At 70.4% G+C, this 23,799-nt stretch carries 20 protein-coding genes and 2 pseudogenes; 17 read left to right on the top strand and 5 right to left on the bottom strand.

Annotated features, from left to right (window positions below; genetic code table 11):
* Positions 1–75 precede the first annotated feature (75 nt).
* From ACIBNA_RS03885 to ACIBNA_RS03850, 8 genes are all read left to right on the top strand, one after another.
* Positions 76–1,293, top strand: a complete 1,218-nt coding sequence (locus tag ACIBNA_RS03885) for an IS701 family transposase (protein ID WP_399163677.1) — start codon at positions 76–78, stop codon at positions 1,291–1,293.
* 273 nt (positions 1,294–1,566) lie between these two features.
* Positions 1,567–2,196: an NAD(P)H-dependent oxidoreductase gene (locus ACIBNA_RS03880; RefSeq protein ID WP_399163676.1), complete on the top strand. Its 630-nt coding sequence runs from the start codon at positions 1,567–1,569 to the stop codon at positions 2,194–2,196.
* A gap of 211 nt (positions 2,197–2,407) precedes the next feature.
* Positions 2,408–3,583 carry a 3-deoxy-7-phosphoheptulonate synthase gene (locus ACIBNA_RS03875; protein ID WP_399163675.1) on the top strand — a complete coding sequence of 392 codons (1,176 nt, stop codon included), beginning with the start codon at positions 2,408–2,410 and terminating at the stop codon, positions 3,581–3,583.
* An 85-nt stretch (positions 3,584–3,668) separates the two neighbouring features.
* A complete protein-coding gene (locus tag ACIBNA_RS03870) occupies positions 3,669–4,439 on the top strand; it encodes a 2,3-dihydro-2,3-dihydroxybenzoate dehydrogenase (RefSeq protein ID WP_399163674.1) in 771 nt (256 codons plus the stop codon).
* Between the two features lie 43 nt (positions 4,440–4,482).
* On the top strand, positions 4,483–5,106 hold the full coding sequence (locus tag ACIBNA_RS03865) for an isochorismatase family protein (protein ID WP_399163673.1): 624 nt from the start codon (positions 4,483–4,485) through the stop codon (positions 5,104–5,106).
* Positions 5,103–7,043 carry an anthranilate synthase family protein gene (locus ACIBNA_RS03860; protein WP_399163672.1) on the top strand — a complete coding sequence of 647 codons (1,941 nt, stop codon included), beginning with the start codon at positions 5,103–5,105 and terminating at the stop codon, positions 7,041–7,043. The genes ACIBNA_RS03865 and ACIBNA_RS03860 overlap by 4 nt, the downstream gene beginning before the upstream one ends.
* Before the next feature lie 102 nt (positions 7,044–7,145).
* A complete protein-coding gene (locus ACIBNA_RS03855; protein ID WP_399163671.1) occupies positions 7,146–8,723 on the top strand; it encodes a class I adenylate-forming enzyme family protein in 1,578 nt (525 codons plus the stop codon).
* A gap of 35 nt (positions 8,724–8,758) precedes the next feature.
* Entirely contained in the window at positions 8,759–10,324 is a 1,566-nt protein-coding gene (locus ACIBNA_RS03850; RefSeq protein ID WP_399163670.1) for an FAD-dependent monooxygenase, read from the top strand.
* Positions 10,325–10,489: 165 nt separating this feature from the next.
* Here the strand turns inward: ACIBNA_RS03850 and ACIBNA_RS03845 are convergent, their stop codons facing one another.
* Positions 10,490–11,944, bottom strand: coding sequence for a PLP-dependent aminotransferase family protein (locus ACIBNA_RS03845; RefSeq protein ID WP_399163669.1), 1,455 nt, complete (start codon positions 11,942–11,944; stop codon positions 10,490–10,492).
* Positions 11,945–11,990: 46 nt separating this feature from the next.
* On the opposite strand from ACIBNA_RS03845, the gene ACIBNA_RS03840 reads away from it, so the two are divergent.
* From ACIBNA_RS03840 to ACIBNA_RS03800, 9 genes and pseudogenes are all read left to right on the top strand, one after another.
* Positions 11,991–12,443: a carboxymuconolactone decarboxylase family protein gene (locus ACIBNA_RS03840; protein WP_274816418.1), complete on the top strand. Its 453-nt coding sequence runs from the start codon at positions 11,991–11,993 to the stop codon at positions 12,441–12,443.
* A gap of 94 nt (positions 12,444–12,537) precedes the next feature.
* Complete coding sequence (locus ACIBNA_RS03835; protein ID WP_399163668.1) at positions 12,538–13,740, top strand: MFS transporter; 1,203 nt, start codon at positions 12,538–12,540, stop codon at positions 13,738–13,740.
* 118 nt (positions 13,741–13,858) lie between these two features.
* Positions 13,859–15,388 (top strand): FAD-binding oxidoreductase, encoded by a 1,530-nt coding sequence (locus tag ACIBNA_RS03830; RefSeq protein ID WP_399163667.1) that lies wholly within the window; start codon positions 13,859–13,861, stop codon positions 15,386–15,388.
* Positions 15,389–15,873: 485 nt separating this feature from the next.
* Positions 15,874–18,078: a BTAD domain-containing putative transcriptional regulator gene (locus ACIBNA_RS03825; protein WP_399163666.1), complete on the top strand. Its 2,205-nt coding sequence runs from the start codon at positions 15,874–15,876 to the stop codon at positions 18,076–18,078.
* Positions 18,075–19,259: a chorismate synthase gene (gene aroC, locus ACIBNA_RS03820; protein WP_399163665.1), complete on the top strand. Its 1,185-nt coding sequence runs from the start codon at positions 18,075–18,077 to the stop codon at positions 19,257–19,259. Before ACIBNA_RS03825 ends, aroC begins: the two co-directional genes overlap by 4 nt.
* Positions 19,256–19,435, top strand: a pseudogene (locus ACIBNA_RS03815) (shikimate kinase); the annotation flags it as partial. The gene aroC and the pseudogene ACIBNA_RS03815, both read left to right, overlap by 4 nt.
* 272 nt (positions 19,436–19,707) lie before the next feature.
* Positions 19,708–19,986, top strand: a complete 279-nt coding sequence (locus ACIBNA_RS03810; protein ID WP_399163664.1) for a hypothetical protein — start codon at positions 19,708–19,710, stop codon at positions 19,984–19,986.
* A gap of 177 nt (positions 19,987–20,163) precedes the next feature.
* Positions 20,164–20,346: pseudogene (locus ACIBNA_RS03805) on the top strand (PRC-barrel domain containing protein); the annotation flags it as partial.
* 84 nt (positions 20,347–20,430) lie between these two features.
* Complete coding sequence (locus ACIBNA_RS03800) at positions 20,431–20,781, top strand: ANTAR domain-containing protein (protein WP_399163663.1); 351 nt, start codon at positions 20,431–20,433, stop codon at positions 20,779–20,781.
* Between the two features lie 106 nt (positions 20,782–20,887).
* Here ACIBNA_RS03800 and ACIBNA_RS03795 read toward each other — a convergent pair whose 3' ends face one another.
* The 4 genes from ACIBNA_RS03795 to ACIBNA_RS03780 all read right to left on the bottom strand — a co-directional run bounded on the left by ACIBNA_RS03795 (position 20,888) and on the right by ACIBNA_RS03780 (position 23,534).
* Positions 20,888–21,604 (bottom strand): ANTAR domain-containing protein, encoded by a 717-nt coding sequence (locus ACIBNA_RS03795; protein ID WP_399163662.1) that lies wholly within the window; start codon positions 21,602–21,604, stop codon positions 20,888–20,890.
* A 79-nt stretch (positions 21,605–21,683) separates the two neighbouring features.
* Positions 21,684–22,424 carry a GAF and ANTAR domain-containing protein gene (locus ACIBNA_RS03790; protein WP_399163661.1) on the bottom strand — a complete coding sequence of 247 codons (741 nt, stop codon included), beginning with the start codon at positions 22,422–22,424 and terminating at the stop codon, positions 21,684–21,686.
* A gap of 22 nt (positions 22,425–22,446) precedes the next feature.
* Positions 22,447–22,902 (bottom strand): hypothetical protein, encoded by a 456-nt coding sequence (locus tag ACIBNA_RS03785; RefSeq protein ID WP_399163920.1) that lies wholly within the window; start codon positions 22,900–22,902, stop codon positions 22,447–22,449.
* Between the two features lie 209 nt (positions 22,903–23,111).
* A complete protein-coding gene (locus ACIBNA_RS03780; RefSeq protein ID WP_399163660.1) occupies positions 23,112–23,534 on the bottom strand; it encodes an STAS domain-containing protein in 423 nt (140 codons plus the stop codon).
* Between the last annotated feature and the right edge of the window lie 265 nt (positions 23,535–23,799).

Raw genomic sequence — 23,799 nt, 5'->3', positions numbered from 1 at the left:
GATCCTTGCCCCGGCCCCTCCTGCGGAGCGCACCGCCAGGCCTGAAAGGGCCGCAATCGGCCGAGGGGGAACCGCATGTCACGCACGATCCTGCAGCTTGATCACGGCGACCGCACCATCCTCGAAGAATCGGGACAGGCCACGACGGGAAACCCACCGCGCATCAGAACTCACGACGCACTGCTGTCGGAACTGGGTCCGGTGCTGTTCTCCTCGATGCCTCGCCGCGATCAGCGCACCAAGGGCATGACCTATCTGCGGGGTCTGCTCGAGGCCAACGGGCGTAAGTCCATTCGCAACATCGCAGCACTCTTCGGCGGCGACGCCACCGAGCAGAGCCTCCACCACTTCATCGTCAGCTCCACCTGGGACTGGGCACCGGTGCGCCGGGCCCTGGCACAGCACGTGGAGCGCGTCGCGCAGCCTCAGGCGTACGTCGTCCATCCCTTGATCATTCCCAAGGCCGGGGAGACGTCCGTGGGCGTGGAACGGCGCTTCGTGCCGGCGCTCGGGCAGGTGGTCAACGCACAGCAGGCGGTGGGTGTGTGGGGCGCCGCGCCGGACTGGAGCAGCCCGCTGAACTGGCGGCTCCAGCTGACCCACAGATGGCTGGCGGACCGGCGTCAGCGCCGTCAGGCATCCATACCCGAGAGCGAGATTCCCGAGAGCCTGGGCCAGTGCTCGGTCAAGGCGTACCAGGAACTGATCAAGAACTCCCGCCTGCCGCTCAGGCCGGTGGTGATGGATGCCCAGGAGACGGACGTGGCCGCGGTCGTCGGGCGCTTGCGTGCCGCGCACACCCCGATGATGCTGCGGGTCGGCGGCACCCTGCGGCTGACGGTGGAGGAACCCGCGTTCCCGCGGCGGGGCGTCAGCATGACGGCGGAGCAGATCATGTCGATGGTCTGGCACATGCGGCGGCCGGGCGAGGAACTCTTGTCGCCCAGAACGGTGGTCACCATTCGGGTCGGCCTGTCCTCCACCGCACGCCGGACGGGGCGGTCCGACGACACGCTGCTGCTGATGGGGGTGGCGCAACGCGGTCACTGGCCCGCGGAGCTGTGGCTGACCGACCTGACGTCGCTGAGCGTCGGTGAACTGCTCCGACTGGCCGCTCTCGCCCGCCGGGTGGAGCGGGACCTCACCGAGGTCGCCGACCGGGTCGGCATCCGGGACTTCTCGGGACGGTCGTTCACCGGATGGCACCGCCATGCCACGCTCGCCTCCGTCGCCCATGCCGTCGCCATGCTCAGCGACAGGGCGCAACCGCCGCTGCTGAGCGGCGTCGGCTGACCGGAAGGCCGCCGGCACCTCCGGCCGCCGACATCCGCGCTCACCTGGGCCCCGGCGCATCCGGCCGGCCCCGCGACGGCGGTGGCGAGGCGTCAGGGAAAGGTTCCGTCAGGTCGCGGCCCCACACCGGGGCGGACCTGACGGACCCGGGAGGCGGACCTGACGGACTGGTCCGCCCAGTTGACGGATGGTCCCGGCGGACGTTGGCCGCGGGGTGCGCTCCCGCACAGGATCGGGGCCATCCGAGCCGATCGCCGAGAGGGATCCCTGAACATGACCAACGTCGCCGTCATCTACTACTCCTCTCAGGGAAACGTGCACAAGCTCGCCGTCGCGGCCGCCGCGGCGGCCGAGAAGGCGGGCGCTGAAGTACGGCTGCGCAGGACTGCCGAACTGACGTCCGAGACCATCGTCCCGGGCAACGACAGCTGGAACAGGGTGTGGGCCGAGCACCTGGAGTCCGTCCAGGACATCCCCGAGGCCGCCCTGGAGGATCTGGAGTGGGCCGACGCGGTGCTCTGGGGTACGCCCGGGCGCTACGGACTGCCCGCCGCCTCGCTCAAGCAGTTCATCGACCTGACCCTGCCGCTGCATTCACGGCGTGGACTGGTCAACAAGGTGATGTCCTCCTTCACGTCCACCGCGACGCTGCACGGTGGCCAGGAGAGCACGATCCTGGCCCTCAACAACGCCTTCTACCACTGGGGCGCGATCATCGTCCCGCCCGGCGTCGCCGACCCGATCCAGCTGGCCCCCACCAACGGCAACCCGTACGGCGTGAGCAGCGTCTCGCGCAACACTGCCGCCAACGTCGACGAGGACAATCTGGCGGCCATCGAGTACCAGGCCCGCCGCACCGTGGAGATCACCGCGGCGCTCCGCCGGGGACTGCAGACCGCCTGACCCGACGCGTGCGGGAGGGCCTCGGCGGGGGCGCTGCGAGCTCTCGCCCGGGACTGTGCGCAGCCGGGCGGCCGCGTTCGTCGCCGCCCGGCCACGCCCGGCCCACGCCGGGTCCGTTCCTCCCTCACGAGTCGGTGGGCCTCCGCAGGCCCACCCCCCATCGCACGGCGCGCCCCGCACGGTCGGCCGTGCCCGTCTTCTCGGAGGCACCGTGGAGAACACCCTGCTCGACATCCGGCTGAAAGCCGCGCTGCATCAGCCGGACTGGGAGGACCCCTCGCAAGTCGAGCGGGTCAGGAAGGAGCTGGCCGCCCGCAGTCCGCTGGTGGCCGGCGACGACATACGCCGGTTCAAGTCGCTGCTCGCCCAGGTCGCCGCGGGCCAGGCCCATGTGATCCAGGCCGGCGACTGCGCTGAGGACCCGGCCGAGTGCACCGCCGAGCACGTGGCCCGCAAGGCCGCCGTCCTTGATCTGCTGGCCGGGGCCATGCGGCTGATCACCCGCAAGCCCGTGCTGCGGGTGGGCCGGATCGCCGGCCAGTACGCCAAGCCGCGCTCGCAGCCGACCGAGATGGTCGACGGCGTCGAACTGCCCGTCTACCGCGGTCACATGGTCAACAGCCCCGAACCGGACCCGGACAGCAGGCGCCCGGACCCGCTGCGGCTGCTCACCGGATACATGTCCGCCCGCGATGTGATGGGACACCTGGGCTGGCAGCCCGGCGGATCCGCCCGCTTCGGCATCGACCCGCCGGTGTGGACGAGCCATGAGGCGCTGCTCCTCGACTACGAGGTGCCCATGCTGCGCCGCGACGAGGGCGGCCGGTTGCTGCTGACGTCCACGCACTGGCCGTGGGTCGGCGAACGCACCCGGCAGGTGGACGGCGCGCACGTCGCGCTGCTCGCCGAGGTGGACAACCCGGTCGCCAGCAAGGTGGGGCCGCGGATGGCGGTCGACGAACTGCTCGCCCTGTGCGAACGGCTCGACCCGCACCGCGAACCCGGCCGGCTCACCCTGATCGCCCGCATGGGCGCCGACGCCGTCGCCGACGCCCTGCCGCCCCTGGTGACGGCGGTCCGGGAGGCGGGGCATCCCGCGATCTGGCTGACCGACCCCATGCACGGCAACACCGTCAAGACCCGTGACGGCGTCAAGACCCGATTCGTGGAGACCGTCGAGCGCGAGGTCGTGGCGTTCCACCGTGCCGTGACGTCCGCGGGCGGCATCGCCGGGGGCCTCCACCTGGAGACCACCCCCCACGCTGTCACCGAGTGCGTCGCGGACGAGTCCGCCACCGACTGCGCCGGATCGCACTACACCACCTTCTGCGACCCGCGGCTCAATCCGGGCCAGGCCGTCTCCGTGGTCTCGGCCTGGAGCCTGTGACCGTAGCCCCAAGCCCCGGTGACCGCACCGGCGGGACCGGTCGCACAGCACTGTCCGCACTGCATGCATGGAGGCTCGGGAAGACATGGACAACACCATCGCCCTCGTTACCGGCGCGGCCGGAGGCATCGGCAGCGCCGTGGTCAGCGCGCTGGCGGAACGCGGGGCCGTCGTGGCCGCCGTCGACCGGGACGCGGAACTGCTCGACCAGGTGGTCGGCAAGCTCACCGCGGAAGGGCTGGAGATCACCGCCTACCCCGCGGACGTCACGCGCAGCGACGACGTGGAGCGCACGGTGGCGGCGGTCGAACGGGACCTCGGCCCTGTGGAGCACCTCGTCAACGCCGCGGGCGTGCTGCGCCTCGGTGAGGCCGTCGGCCTCACCGACGACGACTGGAACGCCACGTTCGCGGTGAACGCGACCGGCGTCTTCCACTTCTCGCGTGCCGTCGTGCGACGCATGAAGCAGCGCAGACGCGGCAGCGTCGTCACCGTCGCGTCCAACGCGGCCGGAACACCACGGACGGAGATGGCCGCCTACGCCGCCTCCAAGGCCGCGGCGACGATGTTCACCAAGAGCCTCGGCCTGGAGGTCGCCCGGTACGGCATCCGCTGCAACGTCGTGGCGCCGGGATCCACCGACACGCCGATGCTGAGCTCCATGTGGGACGACGAGTCGGGCCCGCGCAACACGATCGACGGCCGGCCGGAGGCGTTCAAAGTCGGCATTCCCCTGGCGAAGATCGCTCAGCCGGCCGACATCGCCGACGCCGTCGCCTTCCTGCTCTCCGGCCAGGCGTCGCACATCACGCTGCACAGCCTCACCGTCGACGGCGGCGCCTCTCTGGGCAGCTGACCGCGACACCACCAGATCACCACCGGATCACCGAGAGGACGCCATGGCCGGTATCCCGACCATCGAGCCCTACCCGATGCCGACAGCCGGGGAACTGCCCGCCAACACCGCCCAGTGGGCCGTCGACCCGGCGCGCGCGGTGCTGCTCGTCCACGACATGCAGCGCTACTTCCTGGCCCCCCTGCCCGCCCCGCTGCGCACCCAACTGGTGGACAACGCCACGATGCTGCGGGAGCGGTGCGCCGAACTGGACGTGCCGGTGGCCTACACGGCCCAGCCCGGCGGCATGACGCAGGCGCAGCGGGGCCTGCTGAAGGACTTCTGGGGGCCGGGCATGCGGACAGCCCCCGCCGACCGGGAGGTCGTCGAACCGATCGCCCCGCGGCCGGGCGACTGGATCCTCACCAAGTGGCGTTACAGCGCCTTCTTCAACACCGACCTGCTCGCCCGCATGCGCGCCCACGGGCGGGACCAGCTCGTCGTCTGCGGCGTGTACGCGCACATCGGCGTACTGGCCACGACCGTCGAGTCCTTCAGCCACGACATCGAGACCTTCCTGGTCGCCGACGCCGTCGCCGACTTCTCCCACGACGACCACCGGATGGCTCTGGAGTACGCCGCCCGGCGTTGCGCCGTGCTCACCACCGCCAAGGAGACATTCGTATGACCGGCTCCAGCAGGGCACCGCAGGCTTCCGATCTGCTCTCCGAGATCCTCGGGCCGCAGCCGCGGCCGTTCGCCGTGCTGTACCGTCCCGAGGCGGCCGGGCCCGGTGTGGTGGACGTCCTGGTCGGTGAGGTGTCCACGCCGACCGCACTCGCCGATGTGCCGCTGTCCAAGGCGGCCGACGCCCCGGCCGGGCCTTCGGGCCGGCACGACACCCTGGTCGTCATGCCCTACCGGCAGATCGCCGAGCGAGGCTTCGCCGCCCCCGACGACGGATCCCCGCTGATCGCGCTCAGGGTCGCCGAGCAGGAGAAGGTGTCGCTCACCGAGGCGGTGAGCCGGATCGGCGACCGGCCGATCCGGCTGAACGGCGGCCGGTTCGACGTGGACGACGAGGCGTACGCCGACGTGGTGCGCCGCGTCATCACCGACGAGATCGGCCAGGGGGTGGGCGCCAACTTCGTCATCAAGCGGTCGTTCATCACCCAGATCACCGACTACGGCCCCCGCAGCGCGCTCACCCTCTTCCGGCGGCTGCTGGAACAGGAGTCGGGCGGGTACTGGACCTTCGTCATCCACACCGGGGACCGCACGTTCGTCGGCGCCACCCCGGAGCGGCACATCAGTGTCCGTGGGGGAACGGCCGTGATGAACCCCATCAGCGGCACGTACCGCTACCCCGCCACGGGCCCGACCCTGCCGGAGGTGATGGCCTTCCTCGCGGACCGCAAGGAGGCCGACGAGCTCTACATGGTCGTCGACGAAGAACTCAAGATGATGGCGCGGATCTGCGAGGGCGGCGGACGGGTCACCGGCCCGTACCTGAAGGAGATGGCACGACTCGCGCACACCGAGTACTTCATCGAGGGCCGCACCGCGCGCGACCCCCGGGAGATCCTGCGCGAGACCATGTTCGCCCCGACCGTGACCGGCAGTCCGCTCGAGAGCGCGGCCCGGGTCATCAGCCGCTACGAGCCCGAGGGGCGCGGCTACTACAGCGGCGTGGTCGCACTCATCGGCCGGGACGAGCACGGCGCCCGGGAGCTGGACTCGGCCATTCTCATCCGCACCGCCGACATCGACGCCGACGGCCGGGTGCGGATCGGGGTCGGCGCCACGCTGGTGCGTCACTCCGACCCGGCGTCGGAGGTCGCCGAGACCCGCGCGAAGGCCTCGGGGCTGATCGACGCCCTGCGCACGGACGGGGCCACCCGCTTCGCGGACCATCCCGACGTACGGTCGGCGCTGGACCGCCGCAACGACAAGATCGCCGAGTTCTGGCTGGCCGACGAGGCGGCGCGGTCCCGGCCCGAGCCCGCGCTGTCCGGGTGGCGGGTGCTGGTCGTGGACGCCGAGGACACCTTCACCTCGATGATCGGTCATCAGCTGCGGGCGATGGGCCTTTCCGTGACGGTCCGCCGCTTCGACGATCCCTACTCCTTCGACGGGTACGACCTGGTCGTCATGGGGCCCGGCCCCGGCGACCCGCGCGACACCTCGCACCCCAAGATCGCACACCTGCGCGATGCGGTCCGCCGGCTGCTCGACGAGCGGCGGCCGTTCCTCGCGGTCTGCCTCAGCCATCAGGTGCTGTCGTGCGAGCTGGGCTTCCCGCTCGTCCGCCGGCCGGTTCCCAACCAGGGCACGCAGCGGGAGATCGATCTGTTCGGCGCCCGGGAACGCGTCGGCTTCTACAACACCTTCGCCGCCCGCAGCGCCGACGACAAGCGGGAGTGTGCCGGGGTCGGCGTGATCGAGGTGAGCCGCGATGCGGAGACCGGCGAGGTGCACGCCCTGCGCGGTCCGCACTTCGCGTCCGTGCAGTTCCACTCGGAATCGGTGCTCACCCAGGAGGGGATCCGTATCACCGGCTCGCTGCTGGCCGGTTTCCTGGGCGCCGGCGACCTGACGGAAAAGGAATCTTCGGCGGCGATGTGACGGATAAGGAGAAGCGGTCTTCTTTTCCCGTCCGCATTTCCTGAAAATGTCTTTCCAGTACCTCGACTGCTGCTTCGGAAAACGACCTGAGGGGCTACACCTATGCTTCCTGTCCAGGCCAGCGACAAGGGTCTCTACATGGGCCTCGTGGCCGAGCGGGCCGCAGCCGAACACGGCGACCAGCTCATCATCCTCGACCATGACCTGGAGCTGCTCCCGGAATCCGGGCGGCAGATGACCTTCGCCCAGCTGGCCGAGCACATCGATGACATGGCGGCCCGGCTGTACGCGGCGGGCATACGCCGCAGCGAACACGTCGCCATCCACAAATCCAACGGATTCGACATCAACATCCTTTCCTGCGCCGTTTCCCGAATCGGCGCGGTTCCGGTGCAGCTCTCGCCCGCACTGGATGCGGAAAGCGTCGTCGCGCTGCTCAGGCGGCTGGGCGGCCCGTACCTCATCACCGACACGGCGAAGTGGGACGGCCCCTTCGCCGACGCCCCGCTGGACGAGATCACCAGCAAGGTGATCATCGTTGACGGATCGCGTCCCGGCACCGTGTCGCTGGCGGACCTCGCCGGTGCGCCCCGGCAGGAGCCCGTCGTGGCGCACCCGGACCTGCCGGCGCTCATGACGCACACGTCCGGCACGACGGGTCTGCCCAAGCTGGTGGTCCACTCGGCCCGTACCCTGCACGGCCGTTACCGTCCGCAGGCCAAGCTCTTCGACATGATCCGCGAGCGGGAGACCGTGGCGATGCACGTGTCGTACGTGCACTCGCGGATGCCGCTGGCGCTGGCCGTGCTGCTCCCCAGGGGCAACCGGATGGTCATCATGAACGACGCGGACCCGCAGAAGGCGGCCGAGTTGTGGGCGGAGACCCGTCCGGGCTTCATCGAGTCCCACCCCAACTCCTTCATGGAGTGGGAGGTACTGGCCGACCACCCCCTCAAGCCGCTGGCCAACGTGAAGTACTTCAGCACCACGTTCGACGCCATCCACCCGAGCACCATGCACAAACTGCTGCACGCCACCGAGCGCAGCTCGCCGCTCTTCTACCAGATCTACGGGCAGAGCGAGACCGGTCCGCTGGTCGGCCGCGGCTTCACCCGCAGGACGGCACTGGGCGCCGACGGCCGTTGCCAGGGCTACGCCTTCCCGGGCGACACCAAGTTCAAGCTGGTGAGCCGCAACGGCAAGGAGGTGACCCGGGAGAACCCCGGCTACATCGACGTGCAGGCCGCCGGCCGGGCGCTGGGGTACCTCGGTGAGCGCGAGCGCTACGACGCCCAGGTGCACGGCGGCTGGTGGCGCGGCATGGACCTCGGGTACCGCACCGAGGAGGGCTGCCTGCACCTGCTGGACCGCGAGGTGGACTCCATCCCGGGCATCGCCTCCACCCTGGAAATCGAGGACACGGTGCTGAGCCGACTGGACGAGCTGACCGAGCTGGTGGTCGTCCCCGGGCCGGACCAGGAGGCCGTACCGGTGCTGTGCACCCGTGACGACCTGCCGCTGGACCGGGCGCGTTGGGACAAGGCCACCGTGGAGTGGCCGCAGTTGGCGGACCCCGTTCAGATGAAGCTCTCGGAGCTGCCGCGCACCGCCACGATGAAGGTGCAGCGGATCGAGCTCGCGGCCCGGCTGCGCCGCCGCGCCGCCGAACAGTCGGCCTGAGCACGTACGGCCGGCGGCAGGGAGGAGGAACACAGGTGACTGCCGGCGACGCCGACGTTCTGATCGTCGGAGGCGGCCCCACCGGACTGCTCGCCGCGTGCGAGCTGCTGCGCCGCGGCGTCCGCGTCAGGATCGTCGACCGCGCACTGGAGCCCACCAAGGTGCCCAAAGCCCTGTCGCTGTGGCCGCGGGTGCGGGACATTCTCACGGACCTGGGCGTGGGTGAGGAGGTGCGGCGCTTGTCCGTCCCCGTCCACGCGTTCCGTTACTTCTCGGACCGCAGACCGGTCGCGTCCCTGACGTTCACCGAGGATCTGGCGGCCCGGCAGCTCCCGCAGTACGAGACGGAGCGGATCCTGACCGAGCGCCTGCACGCGTTGGGCGGGAAGGTCGAACGCGGGGTACGGCTGCTGTGCCTGGACGGCGTGGACTTCTCCGGGAGGATCGAGCCCGGTGGCACCGTCACCGCCGTCCTGGAGCACGGCGACGGGGCGGTGGAACGGTTCCGCGTGCCGTTCGTCATCGGCGCCGACGGTGCCGGCAGCGCGGTGCGGGGCCAGCTGGGCATCGGCTTCGAGGGCACCACGTACGAGATGGCGTTCGCCCTGATCGACACGCACATCGACGGCCATCTCCCACCGGACGAGATCGCCTACTACCAGAGCCTCAGCGGAACCCTGGTGGTCGTGCCCCAGCCAGGCGGAGTGTTCCGCTTCCTGTCCCTCATGCCCGGCGGCGGCACCCTGTCCCGCGAGGGCATGCAGGAGATCATCGACACGTACGGCCCCCGAGGGGTGCGGATCACGCAGCCGGTCTGGGAGACCGTCTTCCGGGTGCACGCGCGCCGGGCCGGCGAATTCCGGCGCGGCAGGGTCTTCCTGGCCGGGGACGCCGCGCACATTCACAGCCCGGCGGGCGGGCAGGGCATGAACAACGGTCTGCAGGACGCCCAGAACATCGCCTGGAAGCTGGCCGCCGTGCTCCAGGGCCGCTCCCCGGTCTCCTTGCTGGACACCTACGGCACGGAGCGTACCGAGGCCACCCGGCGTATCGTCCGGGACACCGATCTGCACACCCGTGCCCTGACCGCGCGCACACCACGGCGCGCGGCCGTCCGCGACACGGCGTTCACGCTGCTGGATCGCTCCAGTGCCGCGGCCCGGCTGTACGCGCCGGTCATGGCCGGACGGCGGCTCGCCTACGCCCCCGAGCGGGACACCCAGCATCCGTCCAGCCGGCGCTGCCGGATGCGTGGCCGGCTTCCGGGGGCACCGGGGCCGGGCGCCGTGTTCCCGCGCGAAGCGGCCCTGGCGCTCGGCACGGCAGGCCCGGACGCGGACCCGACGGCGTGGACGCTGCTGCTGCGGCCACCCGCCGAGGACGCCCGATGGGTCACCGAGACGGGGCACATCGCGGCCCGGTGGCCGCAACTGCGGGTGCTGTGGCGGGGATCCGGGGCGGCCGAGCGGCAGGGGATCTGCCGTCGACCCGGCTACTACCTGATCCGCCCGGACGGCCACATCGCCGCCCATGGTCACGCCGGAGACCTGGACCGGCTGGAGGCCGAACTCGGCTTCCAGCTCATCCCGGGCGCCCGCTGAGACGCGCGCGTCCACGACGTCCCAGCGAGCCGACGAGCAGGCGGCGCCTGACGACGGCCCCCGTCGCCCCGGGTCCGCAACGGCGCTGCCCGTTCGGACCCGGGGCGCCGTCACGGCCGCGTCCCCGGACCAGGCTCCCTTCCGTGCCGGCCCGTCACGTGTCTGTCACCGGTCGCCCTGCGGCTGATCGGGCAGTGCCAGGCACAACGCGTCCAGGGCCGCCGCGAAGGCATGGTCCGGGGGCGTGCCGTAGCCGATGACCAGGCCGTCGCGCGGTGGCATCGTGCTGTCGGGGTGGCGGTAGGGGCGCAGCCCGTCCAGGGCCAGTCCCTGCCGCCGCGCCGCGCGCAGCGCTGCCTCCTCGGTGTTCCCGGGCAGTTCCAGTACGGCGTGGAGCCCGGCCGCGATGCCGCTGACCCTGATGTGCGGGGCGCGTTCGGCGAGCGTGCTCGCCAGCAGGTCGCGGCGGCGCCGGTAGTGCTGTCGCATGCGGCGCAGGTGCCGGTCGTAGGCGCCGCAGGCGATGAAGTCGGCCAGCGTGAGCTGGTCGACGACGCCCGACCACATCTCCCGGGGCCCCTTGGCGGCGAGGACGTCGTCGACGAGCCATCCCGGCAGCACCATCCAGCCGAGCCGCAGCGCCGGTGACAGGCTCTTGCTGATCGAGCCGATGTAGACGACCCGGTCGGGGTCGAGGCCCTGTACCGCGCCGACCGGCTGCCGGTCGTAGCGGAACTCGCCGTCGTAGTCGTCCTCCACGAGAAGCCCGCCGAAGGAGCGGGCCCAGTCGATGACCGCCGCCCGGCGTTCGGGATGCAGCGGGCCGCCGGTGGGGAACTGGTGCGCGGGCGTCAGCAGGACGGCCTTGGCGCCGGTGCCCGGCAGTTCGTCGATCCGGGCCCCGTGCGAGTCGACCGTCAGCGGGACGGTGCGCATCCCCTCGCTTTCGAGCAGGCTTCGGTGGAAGTCCAATCCGTAGGACTCCACCGCGACGGCGCCTTTCAGCACGCCGCCCAGCAGCCGCAGCGCGTGGGCGAAGCCGGAGCAGAGCACGATCCGGTCCGGATCGGCGCGCACACCCCTGGCGCGCGCCAGATACTCCGTGAGCGTCTCGCGGAGCTCCGCCCTGCCGCGCGGATCACCCACGCCGAAGGCGTCGTTGGGGGCCGCGGCGATGGCCCGGCGCGCGGAGGTCAGCCATGCGGCACGCGGGAAGGCGGCCGCGTCGGGCGAGCTGGGCATCAGGTCGTGCAGGATGCGGCGGCGGGTCCGGCGCTGCGGGCGCCGCGCCTGGTGCGGATGGAACGGTGTGGCGCGCTGGGCGACCTGGGTGCCGGAGCCCTGACGGGAGGAGAGCCAGCCCTCCTCGACGAGTTCGGCGTAGGCGTCGGCGACGGTGTTGCGGGCGATGCCCAGATCATGGGCGAGGCTGCGGTAGGGAGGCAGCCGGGTACCGGGGGTGAGCCGGCCGGAGCGGATGGCCTCCCGCAGGGCGTGCATGAGCTGGCTGCGCAGGCTTCCCTCCCCGGATAGTTCCAGGTGAAGGTCGGTTCCCGCGGCCGGACCCGGTTCGGCTTCGGCGGTCTGGGGCTCCGGAACATTGACCCATGTTTCTGCCATGGAAATGCACCATACCTTGGGCCGTTTCCCCTCTTAACTTTGAGGCATGACAACCTTTCAGGTGCCTCAGCGCATGAACTTCTCCACCGTCGCCCCCAAGGTCTTCAAGGCCGTCCTGGCGCTCGACACCGCCGCCCGCGAGGGGCTCGACCCGGTCCTTCTGGAGCTGGTGCAGATCCGCGCCTCCCAGATCAACCACTGTGCGTACTGCATCGACTACCACACCTCCGACGCCCGCAAGGCCGGCGAGACGGAAGAGCGGATCTACCAGCTCTCCGCCTGGGAGGAGTCGAGCCTCTACACCGAAAAGGAGCGGGCCGCTCTGGCGCTGACCGAGGCCGTCACCCTCCTGCCCCAGGGCGTGTCGGACGAGGTCTACAACGAGGCCGCGAAGCACTTCGAGGACAAGGAGCTCGCCCAGCTCATCGCGCTCATCTTCACCGTCAACGCGTGGAACCGGATGAACGTCACCACGCGCAAGACCCCCGGCACCGAGTAACCGACAGTTCCGCGTCACGGGCGGTGGCACACCCACCGGGGCCACCGCCCGTGGCATGCCATGGACCCATTCCTGACGAAGGGCTGATGAAGCCGTGACCACCGTCGACACACCGGTGTCAGCCACCACCGGCCGTTCGCCCGTCAAGGGCTGGCTCGCCGTCCTGGCGGTGACCCTGGGCATCTTCTCCCTGATGACCTCCGAACTCCTGCCCGTGGGTCTGCTCACCCCGGTCGGCTCCGCCCTGGACGTCTCCGAGGGCACCGCGGGACTGATGGTGACCGTGCCCGGTCTGGTCGCCGCCGTCTCGGCGCCCGTGGTCACCGTGGCCACCGGTCGCATCGACCGCCGTATCGTGCTGGCGGTCCTGATCGGCCTGGTGGGCGCGGCCAACCTGGCCTCCGCCTTCGCGACCAGCTTCGCGGTCGTCCTGGCCGCCCGTTTCCTGATCGGCATCAGCGTCGGCGGCTTTTGGTCCATCGCCGGCGGCATAGCGCTGCGACTGGTGCCGGAGAAGCATGTCCCGCGGGCCACCGCCGTCATCTTCGGCGGCGTGGAGACCGCGTCCGTCCTGGGCGTCCCCGCGGGGACGATCATCGGTGATCTCAGCAACTGGCGTACCGCGTTCGCCGCCGTGGGCATCCTCGGACTGATCTCCCTGGCCTGCATGGTCTTCCTGATGCCGAAGGTGCCGGCCGAGCAGACCATCACGTTCAAGGACCTGCCGAAGGTCTTCAAGGGCAACGCGGGTGTACGAGCCGGGATCGCCATCACGTTCCTCGTGATCACCGGCCACTTCCTGGCCTACACGTTCGTCCGGCCCATCCTCCAGGACGACGGGATCGACGACAGCATGATCGGCGCGTTGCTGCTCACCTTCGGCGTCGCCGGCATCTGCGGGAACTTCATCGCCGGAGCGCTCATCGGCAAGCGGCTGCGGCAGACCGTCGTGGCCGTCTCCCTGGTCCTGACCCTCGCCATGGTGCTTCTCGCGCTCGTCGACACGGGCACCGTCACCGCGGGCGCCCTCCTGATCCTGTGGGGCCTGGGCTACGGCGCGGTGCCCGTCACCTTCCAGACCTGGATTCTCGACGCCGCACCGGACGCGACCGAGGCCGCTTCCTCGCTGTACGTCTCCACGTTCAACCTGTCCATCGCGCTCGGCGCGCTCTTCGGCGGCTTCGCCGTCGACGGCATCGCCACCACGAGCGTGCTGTGGATCGGCGCCGTCCTCGCCATCCTGACGGTGCTTGTGGTGGGCGGGGCCCGCCGCACCGCGGCCGTCTCCGCCGAGTAAGGCGACGGGCTCGCCCGCCGTCCGCCGAACGGCCCGTCCTCCGTGATGAATCCCCCGCGCGCGGGGGACGGGCTCCCCTCTTTCGATCTTCCTTGTCAACCACGACGTAAGGAACGGCATGACCGAGAACACCGCCCTACCCGTGGGCGTGACCCGTCCCGGCGACGAGGCTTTCCAGGACCTGTCCGTACGCGGTATCAACAAGCGTTTCAGGGCCAGGCCGGAGGAGTTCCACGTCGTCACCACCACCGAGCAGGTCGTGAGCCTGGTGCGCGACGCGGTCCGGGACGGGAAGAGGATCGCCGTGCGCAGCGGCGGTCACGGCTACGAGAACGTGGTCGGTGACCCGGCCGTGCAGGTGGTCATCGACCTGGGCGAGATGCGCGAGGTGTCCTTCGACTCCGAGCGGGGGGCGTTCGCCGTCGAACCCGGCGTCCGGATGGCGGACCTGTACCGGACCCTGTACGAAGGCTGGGGCGTGGCCCTCCCCGCGGGCGACAGCGCGACCGTCGGACTCGGCGGTCACGTGGTCGGCGGCGGCTTCGGCTCCCTGAGCCGCAGCGAGGGCCTCGCGGCCGACCATCTGCTGGCCGTGGAGGTCGTCGTGGTCGACGCCGCCGGCGACGTCCGCGCGGTCGTGGCCACCCGCGACCCCGAGGACCCGCACCACGACCTGTGGTGGGCCCACACCGGTGGTGGCGGTGGCAACTTCGGCGTCATCACCCGCTACTGGTTCCGTTCCCCGGGTGTCACGGGGGACGATCCCCGCGAGGCCCTGCCCCAGCCCCCGGCCTCCGTGCTGACGGGCACCGTCCTGTTCAACCGGGAGTCGCTGGACCGGGCGGCCCTGCGCACCCTGGTCGGCAACTTCGGCCGCTGGCACGAGAACAACAGCTCGCCGGACTCCCCGTACACCTCCCTCTTCTCCGGCCTCGTCCTGCTCGGCAGGCCGCGTGAGGGCGACCCCGGCATGGGGGCCGTGGCCTTCGCCCATGTGGACGCCACCCGCCCGGACGCCGAGAGGCTGTTGAGCGACTACGTCACGGAACTCACCGCCGGTCTCGGCGACTTCCCGGTCGTACTGCCCACCGAGGTCCTGCCCTGGCTCGAGGCCAAGAAGGCCCTCGCCCAGTCCCAGGACGCGGAGGTCGGCCGGCAGAAGGTCAAGTCGGCGTTCCTGCGCCGCGGTTACGCCGACGAGCAGATCGACACGCTCTACGACTACCTCGACAGCGCCGACCACGGCAACGACAGCAGCCTGGTGGCACTGCAGTCCTACGGGGGCCGGATCAACTCGGTGGCCGGCGACGCCACCGCCTCCGCCCAGCGCGGCTCCGTCATCCAGGCGTTCTTCATGAACACCTGGCAGGACGCGGAGCTCGACGGGACCAACGTGGACTGGATGCGCCGCCTCTTCCGCGATCTGTACGCCAAGAGCGGCGGCGTTCCGGCACCGGGAGACGAACACGACGGCTGCTACATCAACTTCCCGGACGCCGACATGGCAGACCCCGAGTGGAACGCCTCGGGCGTCTCCTGGGAGAGCCTGTACTACAAGGACAACGCCCCACGCCTGCGCGCGATCAAGGCCGAGTGGGATCCGCGCGGCGTCTTCCGGCACGTCTTGTCGCTCGGTAGCGGGAACTGATCCGACAGGACGGATACCGCAGGCTTGCCCACGAGCCGTGGGCGAGCCTGCGGGCCGAAGTCGATGTCGACGGGGGAGGGAAACCGGTCATGGGCTCGATCTGTTCACAGGTGGCCGCCCGGCCACATCACGCGCCTTTCCGGACACTCGGCGTGTCCGTGATCACGAGATGGGGCGCCGTACGTGAACATGCTGCTTGTTCGACGTTGGGTGGAGCCAAGTGTGGCCGCGCAGGTCGGGGGAGACGTCAAGTGCTTCGTGTATCCACGGGTGATACGCCTGTGTACGCCATCGCGGGGGACCACCGCACTCGGTGTCGCAACGCTCCACCGCAGGGCGGGCGCACCACTCCTCGACCCGCCTCCACCACGACCCGCGCCGACGAGCGCGGGGGGATTCCCGTGTCAGGGTGAGAGCCGGTCACCACGTGGGCACCAGGCGGCACAGAACCACAGAAGTCGCGCCCCGAGTCCTTGGTGAGCCTCTTGGGCGCCGCCACCTGCGAGCACCTTCGTGAACCGGCGTGTCGATCACGATCTGATCATGTTGACGTAGCGGTCCGTCGTCGACGGCCTGGCTCGCCGCGGGCATCCGCCCGCCGTCCGCCACCGTCATGCAAACCGAAGTCAATGACCGGTAAGGACGTTGTGATGCTGCATTTTTCCCTGCTGGGACCAATGGAGATACGCGTGAACGGGGAGTTGCGGACGCCCAGTGCGCCCATGGCTCGCCGGGTTCTCGCAGTGCTGCTCACTCATGCGGACCGTGTCGTCCCCATGGACCTGCTGATCGACGAGCTGTGGGGCGAACGGCCGCCCAAAAGGGCACGCAAGACCGTCCAGACGTACATCTATCAGTTACGCAAGGCCCTGAGCGGCGAAGGCAGCGCTCGTCTGAACGGGGATCTGGTGGAGACCCATTCGCACGGATACCGACTCCGGCTGGAGGGCGGCCAGTTGGACCTGCGGGACTTCCAGGAGCGGTTGTGGGAGGGGCGGGAGGCACTCGCTCGCGGTCAGGCGAACGAGGGCGCCATGGCGTTGCGCCGCGGCCTGGAGCTGTGGCGCGGAGCGGCACTGGAGGACGTGGAGACGGGGCCGGTCCTGGCCGCCGAGGCCACGAGGCTGGAGGACCTCAGGATAAGAGCACTCGAACAGCGCATCGCGGCGGACCTCGCCCAGGGCAGGCACCAGTCGCTCCTGGAAGAGATCAGGGAGCTGACCTATCGCCACCCTGTGCACGAGGAGTTCTGTGCCCAGCTGATGACGGCGGCGAAGCGCTGCGGACAGCGCGACGAAGCCCTGTCCGCCTACGCCCGGCTGCGCAGGGCCATGACCGAGCAATTGGGGCTGGAGCCCTCCGAGCGCTTGCAGGAACTCCAGCGCTTGGTACTGGCCGGACGCGACGAACGGATACCCGCGCGGCCACAGGACAGGGCTGCGGAGCCGGCTGTCGGCTCAAGCCCTCCGTTCCAGTTGCCCGCGGCCATCGGTGTCTTCGTCGGGCGTCGCAACGAACTGGAGCGGGTCGAACGTGCCGCGCGGGGCACCGGAGCCGACTCGCACGTGCGGATCGTGACGGTGACCGGCGGGCCCGGCGTGGGGAAGACCGAAGTGGCACTGCAGGTGGCGCATCGGCTGCGTGCGCACTTCCCCGACGGGCAGTTGAAGGCTCGCTTGCACACGGAGGACGGAACGGCACAGCACCCCGCCGAGGCGCTCAACGGACTACTCGTCGCCGCCGGGTACGACAAGCGTTCGTTGCCGGAGCGCACTGACGACCGCGCGCGTATGTTCCGGGGCTGGGCGGCCGGACGGCGCTTCCTCCTGCTGCTCGATGACGCAGCCGACGAGGACCAGATCCTGCCCTTGCTGCCGGCGGGTTCGGGAAACGCGGTGATCGTCACCTCGCGCTGCCGGATGGCCGGCCTGCCCGGCTCGGTGACGTCCGTCGAACTGGAGCCGATGCCCGAAGCCGAGGGGAGGCGGCTGCTGGCACAAGTGGTCGGCGAGGAAAGGACGGCGCGAGAGCCGGCAGCGGCGGCTGCCATCGTGTCCAGATGCGAAGGCCTGCCCACGGCCATCCACGCCGTGGGAAGCCGGATCGCCGTCTGGCCCGACCGCAGCCTCGCGGACTTCGCCGCCCGGCTGGAAGACGGCCACCAGCGCTTGGAGGAGCTGAGCAGCCCGCATCTCGACATGCGCCAGTACCTCGCCGAGTCCGTCGAACGGCTGCCGACCAGCGCCCGGGAAGTGGTGAACGAGATGGGCAGGGCGGAACAAGCCGACGTCACCGTTGAGTATCTTGCCCGCCGACTGCACCGATCGGTGCCGTCCATCGAGCGGTCGGTGGAGTTGCTGGCGGCATTCCACGTGGTCAAGCCCGTGGTTTGCAACGGCGGCCACATTTTGCGCCTCGCACCGCTGTTCCGCCTCGCCTTCGCCGGGCGCCACACCCGTGCGCCCGAACCCGCCACGCGGGACGTGGAGGCGCTGCAGTTCACGTGCCCGATCGACGGGCAGGTCTCGCAGTTGCCGAACTCGTTACGCCTGGGAGCACTTCCCACTCGGAGGTTGGGGACGGTGAGGATCGGTTCGGCCGCCGGCGGACGGATCCAGGATCGCTGCCCCTCCTATCTGTCGCTCAGATGCCCCATTCCGGCAGGCGAGTTGATCGAGGAGCACCGTTGAGCAGGTTGCGCTGGCTGACCGCGGGGGAGTCCCACGGTCCCGCTCTCGTGGCGACGCTGGAGGGCCTTCCGGCCGGTGTGCCGGTCACCACGGAGATGGTGGCGGACCACCTGGCGAGGCGGCGGTTGGGCTACGGCCGTGGTGCGCGGATGAAGTTCGAGCGCGACGAGGTCACCTTCCTCGGCGGTGTGCGGCACGGCCTCAGTCTCGGCTCCCCGCTCGCGATCATGGTGGGCAACACCGAGTGGCCCAAGTGGGAACAGGTCATGGCGGCCGACCCGGTGGATGCGGAGGTGCTGGCGGGTCTGGCCCGCAATGCGCCGTTGACCCGCCCGCGCCCCGGTCACGCCGACCTCGCGGGTATGCAGAAGTACGGCTTCCGGGAGGCTCGTCCGATCCTGGAGCGGGCCTCCGCGCGGGAGACGGCGGCCCGGGTGGCGCTGGGTGCGGTGGCGCGGTCGTACCTGAAGGAGACGGCGGGCATCGAGGTCGTCTCGCATGTGGTGGAGCTGGCGGCGGCGAAGGCGCCGTACGGCGTGTACCCGACGCCCGCGGACGTGGAGAAGCTGGACGCCGATCCGCTGCGGTGCCTGGACGCGGACGCGTCGAAGGCGATGGTCGCGGAGGTCGACCAGGCGCACAAGGACGGCGACACCCTCGGCGGCGTGGTCGAGGTGCTGGGGTACGGGTTGCCGGTCGGTCTCGGTTCGCACGTGCACTGGGACCGCCGCCTGGACGCCCGCCTGGCCGCCGCGCTGATGGGCATCCAGGCGATCAAGGGAGTCGAGGTCGGCGACGGCTTCGGCCTGGCACGCGTTCCCGGCTCCGAGGCGCACGACGAGATCGTCGCGACCGCCGAGGGCATCCGGCGGACGTCCGGCCGTTCCGGCGGCACCGAGGGCGGGCTGTCCACGGGTGAGCTGCTGCGGGTGCGGGCGGCGATGAAGCCGATCGCGACGGTGCCGCGGGCGCTGAAGACGGTGGATGTCACCACGGGCGAGCCGGCGGCCGCCCACCACCAGCGCTCGGACGTGTGCGCGGTGCCGGCGGCGGGGATCGTCGCGGAGGCGATGGTGGCGCTGGTGCTGGCGGACGCGGTGGCGGAGAAGTTCGGCGGAGACAGTGTGGCCGAGACCACCCGCAACGTGCGGTCCTACCTCGACACTCTGACGATCCGGTGAGTGCCGTGCCGGTGGTCGTGCTGGTGGGGCCGATGGGCGCGGGCAAGTCCACGGTCGGGCAGCTGCCGGCCGAGCGGCTCGGGGCCGGCTTCCGGGACACCGGCGAGGACATCGTCGTCGAGCAGGGACGGACCATCGCCGAGATCTTCGTAGAGGAGGGCCAGCAGGCCTTCCGGGTTTCCTCGGGCCCGCTCTGGTCGAGGGCTGCTGTGGGCATGCTGCGATAGCTGCCTCGGTGACGGACTGCTGTGGTGATTCGACGAACTGCTCCTGGGTGGCGGCCCATTGTGGGCCGTCCGGACATCGCCGTCGTGACGGGCAGCCATTCATGCCCGGCAGGACGCGTTTACGTCGCACGCTATCCGCAGCCCTTGGACAGGACTACGCTGTGGGGTGAGGCCCCAGTCCCCGGTATCGATGCTGTGTCCCGCTCCCGGGGAGGCCCACCGTGTTCGTCCTGCTCCTCATCCTCATCGCGGTCCTTTTCGGCTTCGGCTTCCTCAGTCCCATCTGGTGGGTGGCCGCGGCGGTGTTGGTCTATGCCGCCATCCGACACGGCCGCGATCGTGGCGGCGGCCGGAGCCGCAGCGGCAGTTCCGATCTCGGGGACTACCGGGACTACCAGGAGCGACGGAATCGCCAGGAACGCTGGGACCGCCGCTACAGCCGTCAGAACCGGGCGCGCTGGCGGCGCGAGGACCGTCGGGATCGCGAACACCGCAGGTGATCCGTGAAGTGGCCGGGTAGCCACGGGTTGCGTTCGGAGGCGGCCGGGGTCCCGGTGGCCGCCTGGGCGGGCAAGTCGCTCCCGGTGCGGATACAGCGTGCGCTGCGGCGATTTCACGCGGAGAACCAGCGGCGCGACTCACGAGAACCAGGCGTGTCGTCCAGGTAGGGAGAGGTCATGATTCGCGCGGCCGACGTCCGAGAATGGCGCAACCGCGATGTCGTCGACACCGGGTCGCACAAGATCGGTGTCCTGGAGGCGGGCTATGTGGACACCACCACCGATGAGCCGGCCATGGCCACGGTACGCACCGGACTGCCCACCCGGCATCGTCCACTACCGGACTGCCCTACAAGCCCGGTGCGGCCGGCGAACGGCAACTGGCGCGCCGCTGATCACCCACGGACGGGATGACCGCCCTATGAGATACGGACCATGCACCAAATGACCCCGCCCCCTGAAGAACAGCGGCTGTTGAGGACTGTGCCCTCTGAGGGGGACGCGGCGTTGCTGGCCGAGGTCGTCGAACTGCGTGCCATAAACGAGCAGTTGGGCCGGGCGCTGGCGAGCCGTGAGGCCATCGACCAGGCACGCGGCATGGTGATGGCCCTGGCGCCGTGTTCCAGCGAAAGGGCCTGGGACCTGCTGGTGGACGTGTCGCAGCACTGCAACATCAAGCTCCGGGACGTGGCCGCGGCCCTGATCGCCACGACGAAGGACCGGAGACTCCCGGAACCGATACAGCGGGAGCTTCGCCGAGCACTCGGGCGCCTCCACGCGGCGGACCGGAGGTGACGGCATGGGCACCCGGCGGACGGCACCGGGAGCTGTGGGCTCACCCCTATACATCCACGCAATCGCCTTCGGCACAGAGCAGTAACGGGCTCCGGCAAGGCGTGGGTCAGGACCCCAGGCCGGTGAGGGGTTCGGAACTGTCGATGAGGGCGCGGGCCACATCGGCCAGGCGCCGGTTGTGGGCGCGGGCGTAGCCGCGCAGCGCGGTGAACGCCTGCTCCATGTCGATGTCCTGGCGTTCGGCCAGCTTCCCCTTGGCCTGCTCGATCAGTACCCGGCTGTTCAGCGCCGTCTGCAGCTGTTCGTTGAGCACCGTGCTGCGCTGAGCGGTGCGTTGTTGCAGCAGGCTGATGGTGGCGACGTCGGCCAGGGCCTGGGCGACAGGTGTGGCGGCCCGGTCGAAGGGGCCGGGGGCGGTGCGGAAGAGGTTCAGGGCGCCGACGGTCTCGTCCCGCAAACGCATCGGCAGGGCCTGGACCGCCCCGAACCCGCCGCGCCGAGCCGCCACCGCGAAGCGCGGCCAGCGGGCGGTCGCCGTACCGAGGTCGGCGACGATCACCGGTACACCGGTGCGGAAGCACTCGAGGCAGGGGCCTTCGTCGTTCTGGAGCTGGAAGAGCTCCAGCAGGCGCACCTGTTCGTCGGAGGCGGCCATGACGCGGAGTTTGCCGTCCCGGTCGGCGAGCAGCACCCCGGCGGCGCTCACGTCGAGCATGCTGACGCAGCGGTCGGTCAGCAGGCGCAGGAAGTCGATGAGGTCGAAGTCGGCGACCAGATTGTCGGCCAACTCGACGAAGGTCTTGGCCAGAAGCTGTTGATCCATCGTGGTCACCCTCGATTGAGACTAGTCCCTGCCCGAAGGGGCGGGAAGTACGGCACGTTCCTCGGCCGGCACCGATGCGTCAGGTTTCCTCCTCGTCCTGATACGGCTCCCCGTCCGGGGGGAAACGAAGCCGTCGGGCCACCACGTCGGCGGCCACGTCCGCGAGCCGGCGTCCCTGCACATAGGCATAGGCGCGGAGCCGGACGAAGGCTTCTTCGATGCCGACTCCGAGCTGAACCGTGAGCATCCCGCTGGCCTGGTCGATCTCCGCTCGGTATGCGCCAAGGTCCTCGAAGCCGTGGTCCGGCATCGGCCCGCCGGTCGGCTCGTCGGTCGGCGCGCCCGCCTCGTCGATCCTCGTGTCGAGCAGGAGCAGCGTCGCGAGATCGGCGAACGCCAGTGCGTCGGCCAGTTCCTCCGCGTCCAGTACGGTCGGAACGCTGGCGTACAGGTCCAGAACTCCCGGGCTGATCGCCCCCTTCTGCAGGGGGAGCGAGAACACCGCACGGGCTCCGGCTTCCAGGGCCGCGTCGGCGAACACGGCCCAGTGATCCTGTAGTTCAGTGGTGCGCAGATCGGGTGTCAGGACGGCCGAGCCGCGGACAAAGGCGTCCACGCAGGGTCCCTCGCCCAGCGTGAGCTGGAGCTCTTCCAGTTGCTCGCTGATGTCGTCGGTGCTGCACAGCGGATGGCTCGCCGCGGCCTTGGACATCGCCGACAGCCCGGCCCCGCCGACCGGCAGCGCGGCCACGGCCGCGGTGCATACGTCCACCACACTCACCCGGGCACCTCGTCGGACCGCCTGCTCGGCCACCAGCATCCGAATGCGGGTCGACCGCCCGTCAGACCCCACGGGGGCCACCGCCTCCGGGCATCGTGACAAGGCCCTTCAGCCTCGCCGTTGTGCGCTCCCCGAAGGGAAGTACCAGCGCGCGGAACGTGGTGGCGCCCGCCGGCCTGCGAAGCTCTCCGATGTCCAGCCACCCCCAGGAGCGGAGCGCGGCGAGGGCCTGGCGATCGGCCCGGTCCACCAGGGTGGCGCCGAGCGATGCCTGATGGTCGCTCAGCAGCCGCTTCTGCATACGACGGACGAGTTCCCGCTCCTGCGGGTGCGGCCGGATCAGGATGTCGGCGAACGCGAAGACGTTGCCGGAGACAGTGAGTTGCTCGATGCTGCGCGGCATCGCTCCGGCGAAGCCGAGCCACCAGGAGCCGTCGCCGCGTACCGGGAATCCGAAGGCGCATCCCATCACGCTGTCCGTCTCGGCGATCACCATGGCGAATCCCGGTCGGCGCATGTCCACGGTGAGACGGTTCAGGAAGTTCTGGCGGCTGGGACGGCGGTATGGATCACCCGGCGGCGTTGCGCGGGACTCCGCATACAGAGCCACCAGATCCTCACGCAGGCCCTCCACCAGCCAACGGCTCAGCCGACGCAACCGCGCCGGAGCCACGGCGGACGGCTCGCCGTCCCCTGGCTTCCATGACTGCCCTCGCCGTTCGGCCGTCATCGCACATCGCCCGAGAGAACAGGCGCAGGCGGGACAGACCGGTGCGGCGGGGCTGGCCGGGGCGCGGCCGGAGTGTCGCCGAGAGGTGGCAGGTGGCCGGGCGGAAGGCCGAGGAGCAGGAACCCGCAGTCGGCCAGGTCGAGAATCCGAGCCAGTGTCGTCGGCGGATGGTGCAGTCGCAGGGTCCCACCGGGCACGGTGGTCTGCTGCGCAGCGTGGAGGAACGCGTTGAGTCCGCTGCAGTCGCAGAAGGTGACGGCGGTGAGGTCGACGTCGATGGTGCGGATACCGTCCCGCAGGCACCGCTCCAGGGACTCGCGCACCAACGGCGCGGATTCGAGGTCGATCTCACCGGACAGGGTGATCAGCGCCTGTTTCCTTTGGTCATGGCGGTGGACGGTGAGCTGTGAGAGGGGCATGACGCCTCGGTTCCCGGCAGGGGCGTACGTTCGGCGGAGGCAGAGCCGCGGCCGGTCCGACAGCCTGTCCAGCAGGACAGAGGACCCACCCGGTTCCCTCCAGGGAAGCGCCGGGTGACGGACGAAGAGTCCGCACCCCGCAGCCATCTGTGTTCAGCAACAGCATGCCGCCGGGGTCTGGGACGTCTACACAGCAGCGTAGTCCTCGCGTCGTGTGACGGACGGTCCGAAGCAGCCCAATCCCAGGATATGGACGGTGCGAAAG

The sequence above is a fragment of the Streptomyces sp. NPDC050164 genome (assembly GCF_044459945.1).
In the GTDB taxonomy this organism is placed as follows: domain Bacteria; phylum Actinomycetota; class Actinomycetes; order Streptomycetales; family Streptomycetaceae; genus Streptomyces; species Streptomyces coeruleorubidus_A.
This window is presented reverse-complemented; position numbering and strand designations above follow the sequence as displayed.

Coding starts and splice junctions, on each gene's coding strand:
- ACIBNA_RS03885 (WP_399163677.1), top strand. CDS start 76: ATGTCACGCACGATCCTGCAGCTTGATCACGGCGACCGCACCATCCTC.
- ACIBNA_RS03880 (WP_399163676.1), top strand. CDS start 1,567: ATGACCAACGTCGCCGTCATCTACTACTCCTCTCAGGGAAACGTGCAC.
- ACIBNA_RS03870 (WP_399163674.1), top strand. CDS start 3,669: ATGGACAACACCATCGCCCTCGTTACCGGCGCGGCCGGAGGCATCGGC.
- ACIBNA_RS03865 (WP_399163673.1), top strand. CDS start 4,483: ATGGCCGGTATCCCGACCATCGAGCCCTACCCGATGCCGACAGCCGGG.
- ACIBNA_RS03860 (WP_399163672.1), top strand. CDS start 5,103: ATGACCGGCTCCAGCAGGGCACCGCAGGCTTCCGATCTGCTCTCCGAG.
- ACIBNA_RS03855 (WP_399163671.1), top strand. CDS start 7,146: ATGCTTCCTGTCCAGGCCAGCGACAAGGGTCTCTACATGGGCCTCGTG.
- ACIBNA_RS03845 (WP_399163669.1), bottom strand. CDS start 11,944: ATGGCAGAAACATGGGTCAATGTTCCGGAGCCCCAGACCGCCGAAGCC.
- ACIBNA_RS03840 (WP_274816418.1), top strand. CDS start 11,991: ATGACAACCTTTCAGGTGCCTCAGCGCATGAACTTCTCCACCGTCGCC.
- ACIBNA_RS03830 (WP_399163667.1), top strand. CDS start 13,859: ATGACCGAGAACACCGCCCTACCCGTGGGCGTGACCCGTCCCGGCGAC.
- ACIBNA_RS03800 (WP_399163663.1), top strand. CDS start 20,431: ATGACCCCGCCCCCTGAAGAACAGCGGCTGTTGAGGACTGTGCCCTCT.
- ACIBNA_RS03795 (WP_399163662.1), bottom strand. CDS start 21,604: ATGGATCAACAGCTTCTGGCCAAGACCTTCGTCGAGTTGGCCGACAAT.
- ACIBNA_RS03790 (WP_399163661.1), bottom strand. CDS start 22,424: ATGCTGGTGGCCGAGCAGGCGGTCCGACGAGGTGCCCGGGTGAGTGTG.
- ACIBNA_RS03785 (WP_399163920.1), bottom strand. CDS start 22,902: ATGCGCCGACCGGGATTCGCCATGGTGATCGCCGAGACGGACAGCGTG.
- ACIBNA_RS03780 (WP_399163660.1), bottom strand. CDS start 23,534: ATGCCCCTCTCACAGCTCACCGTCCACCGCCATGACCAAAGGAAACAG.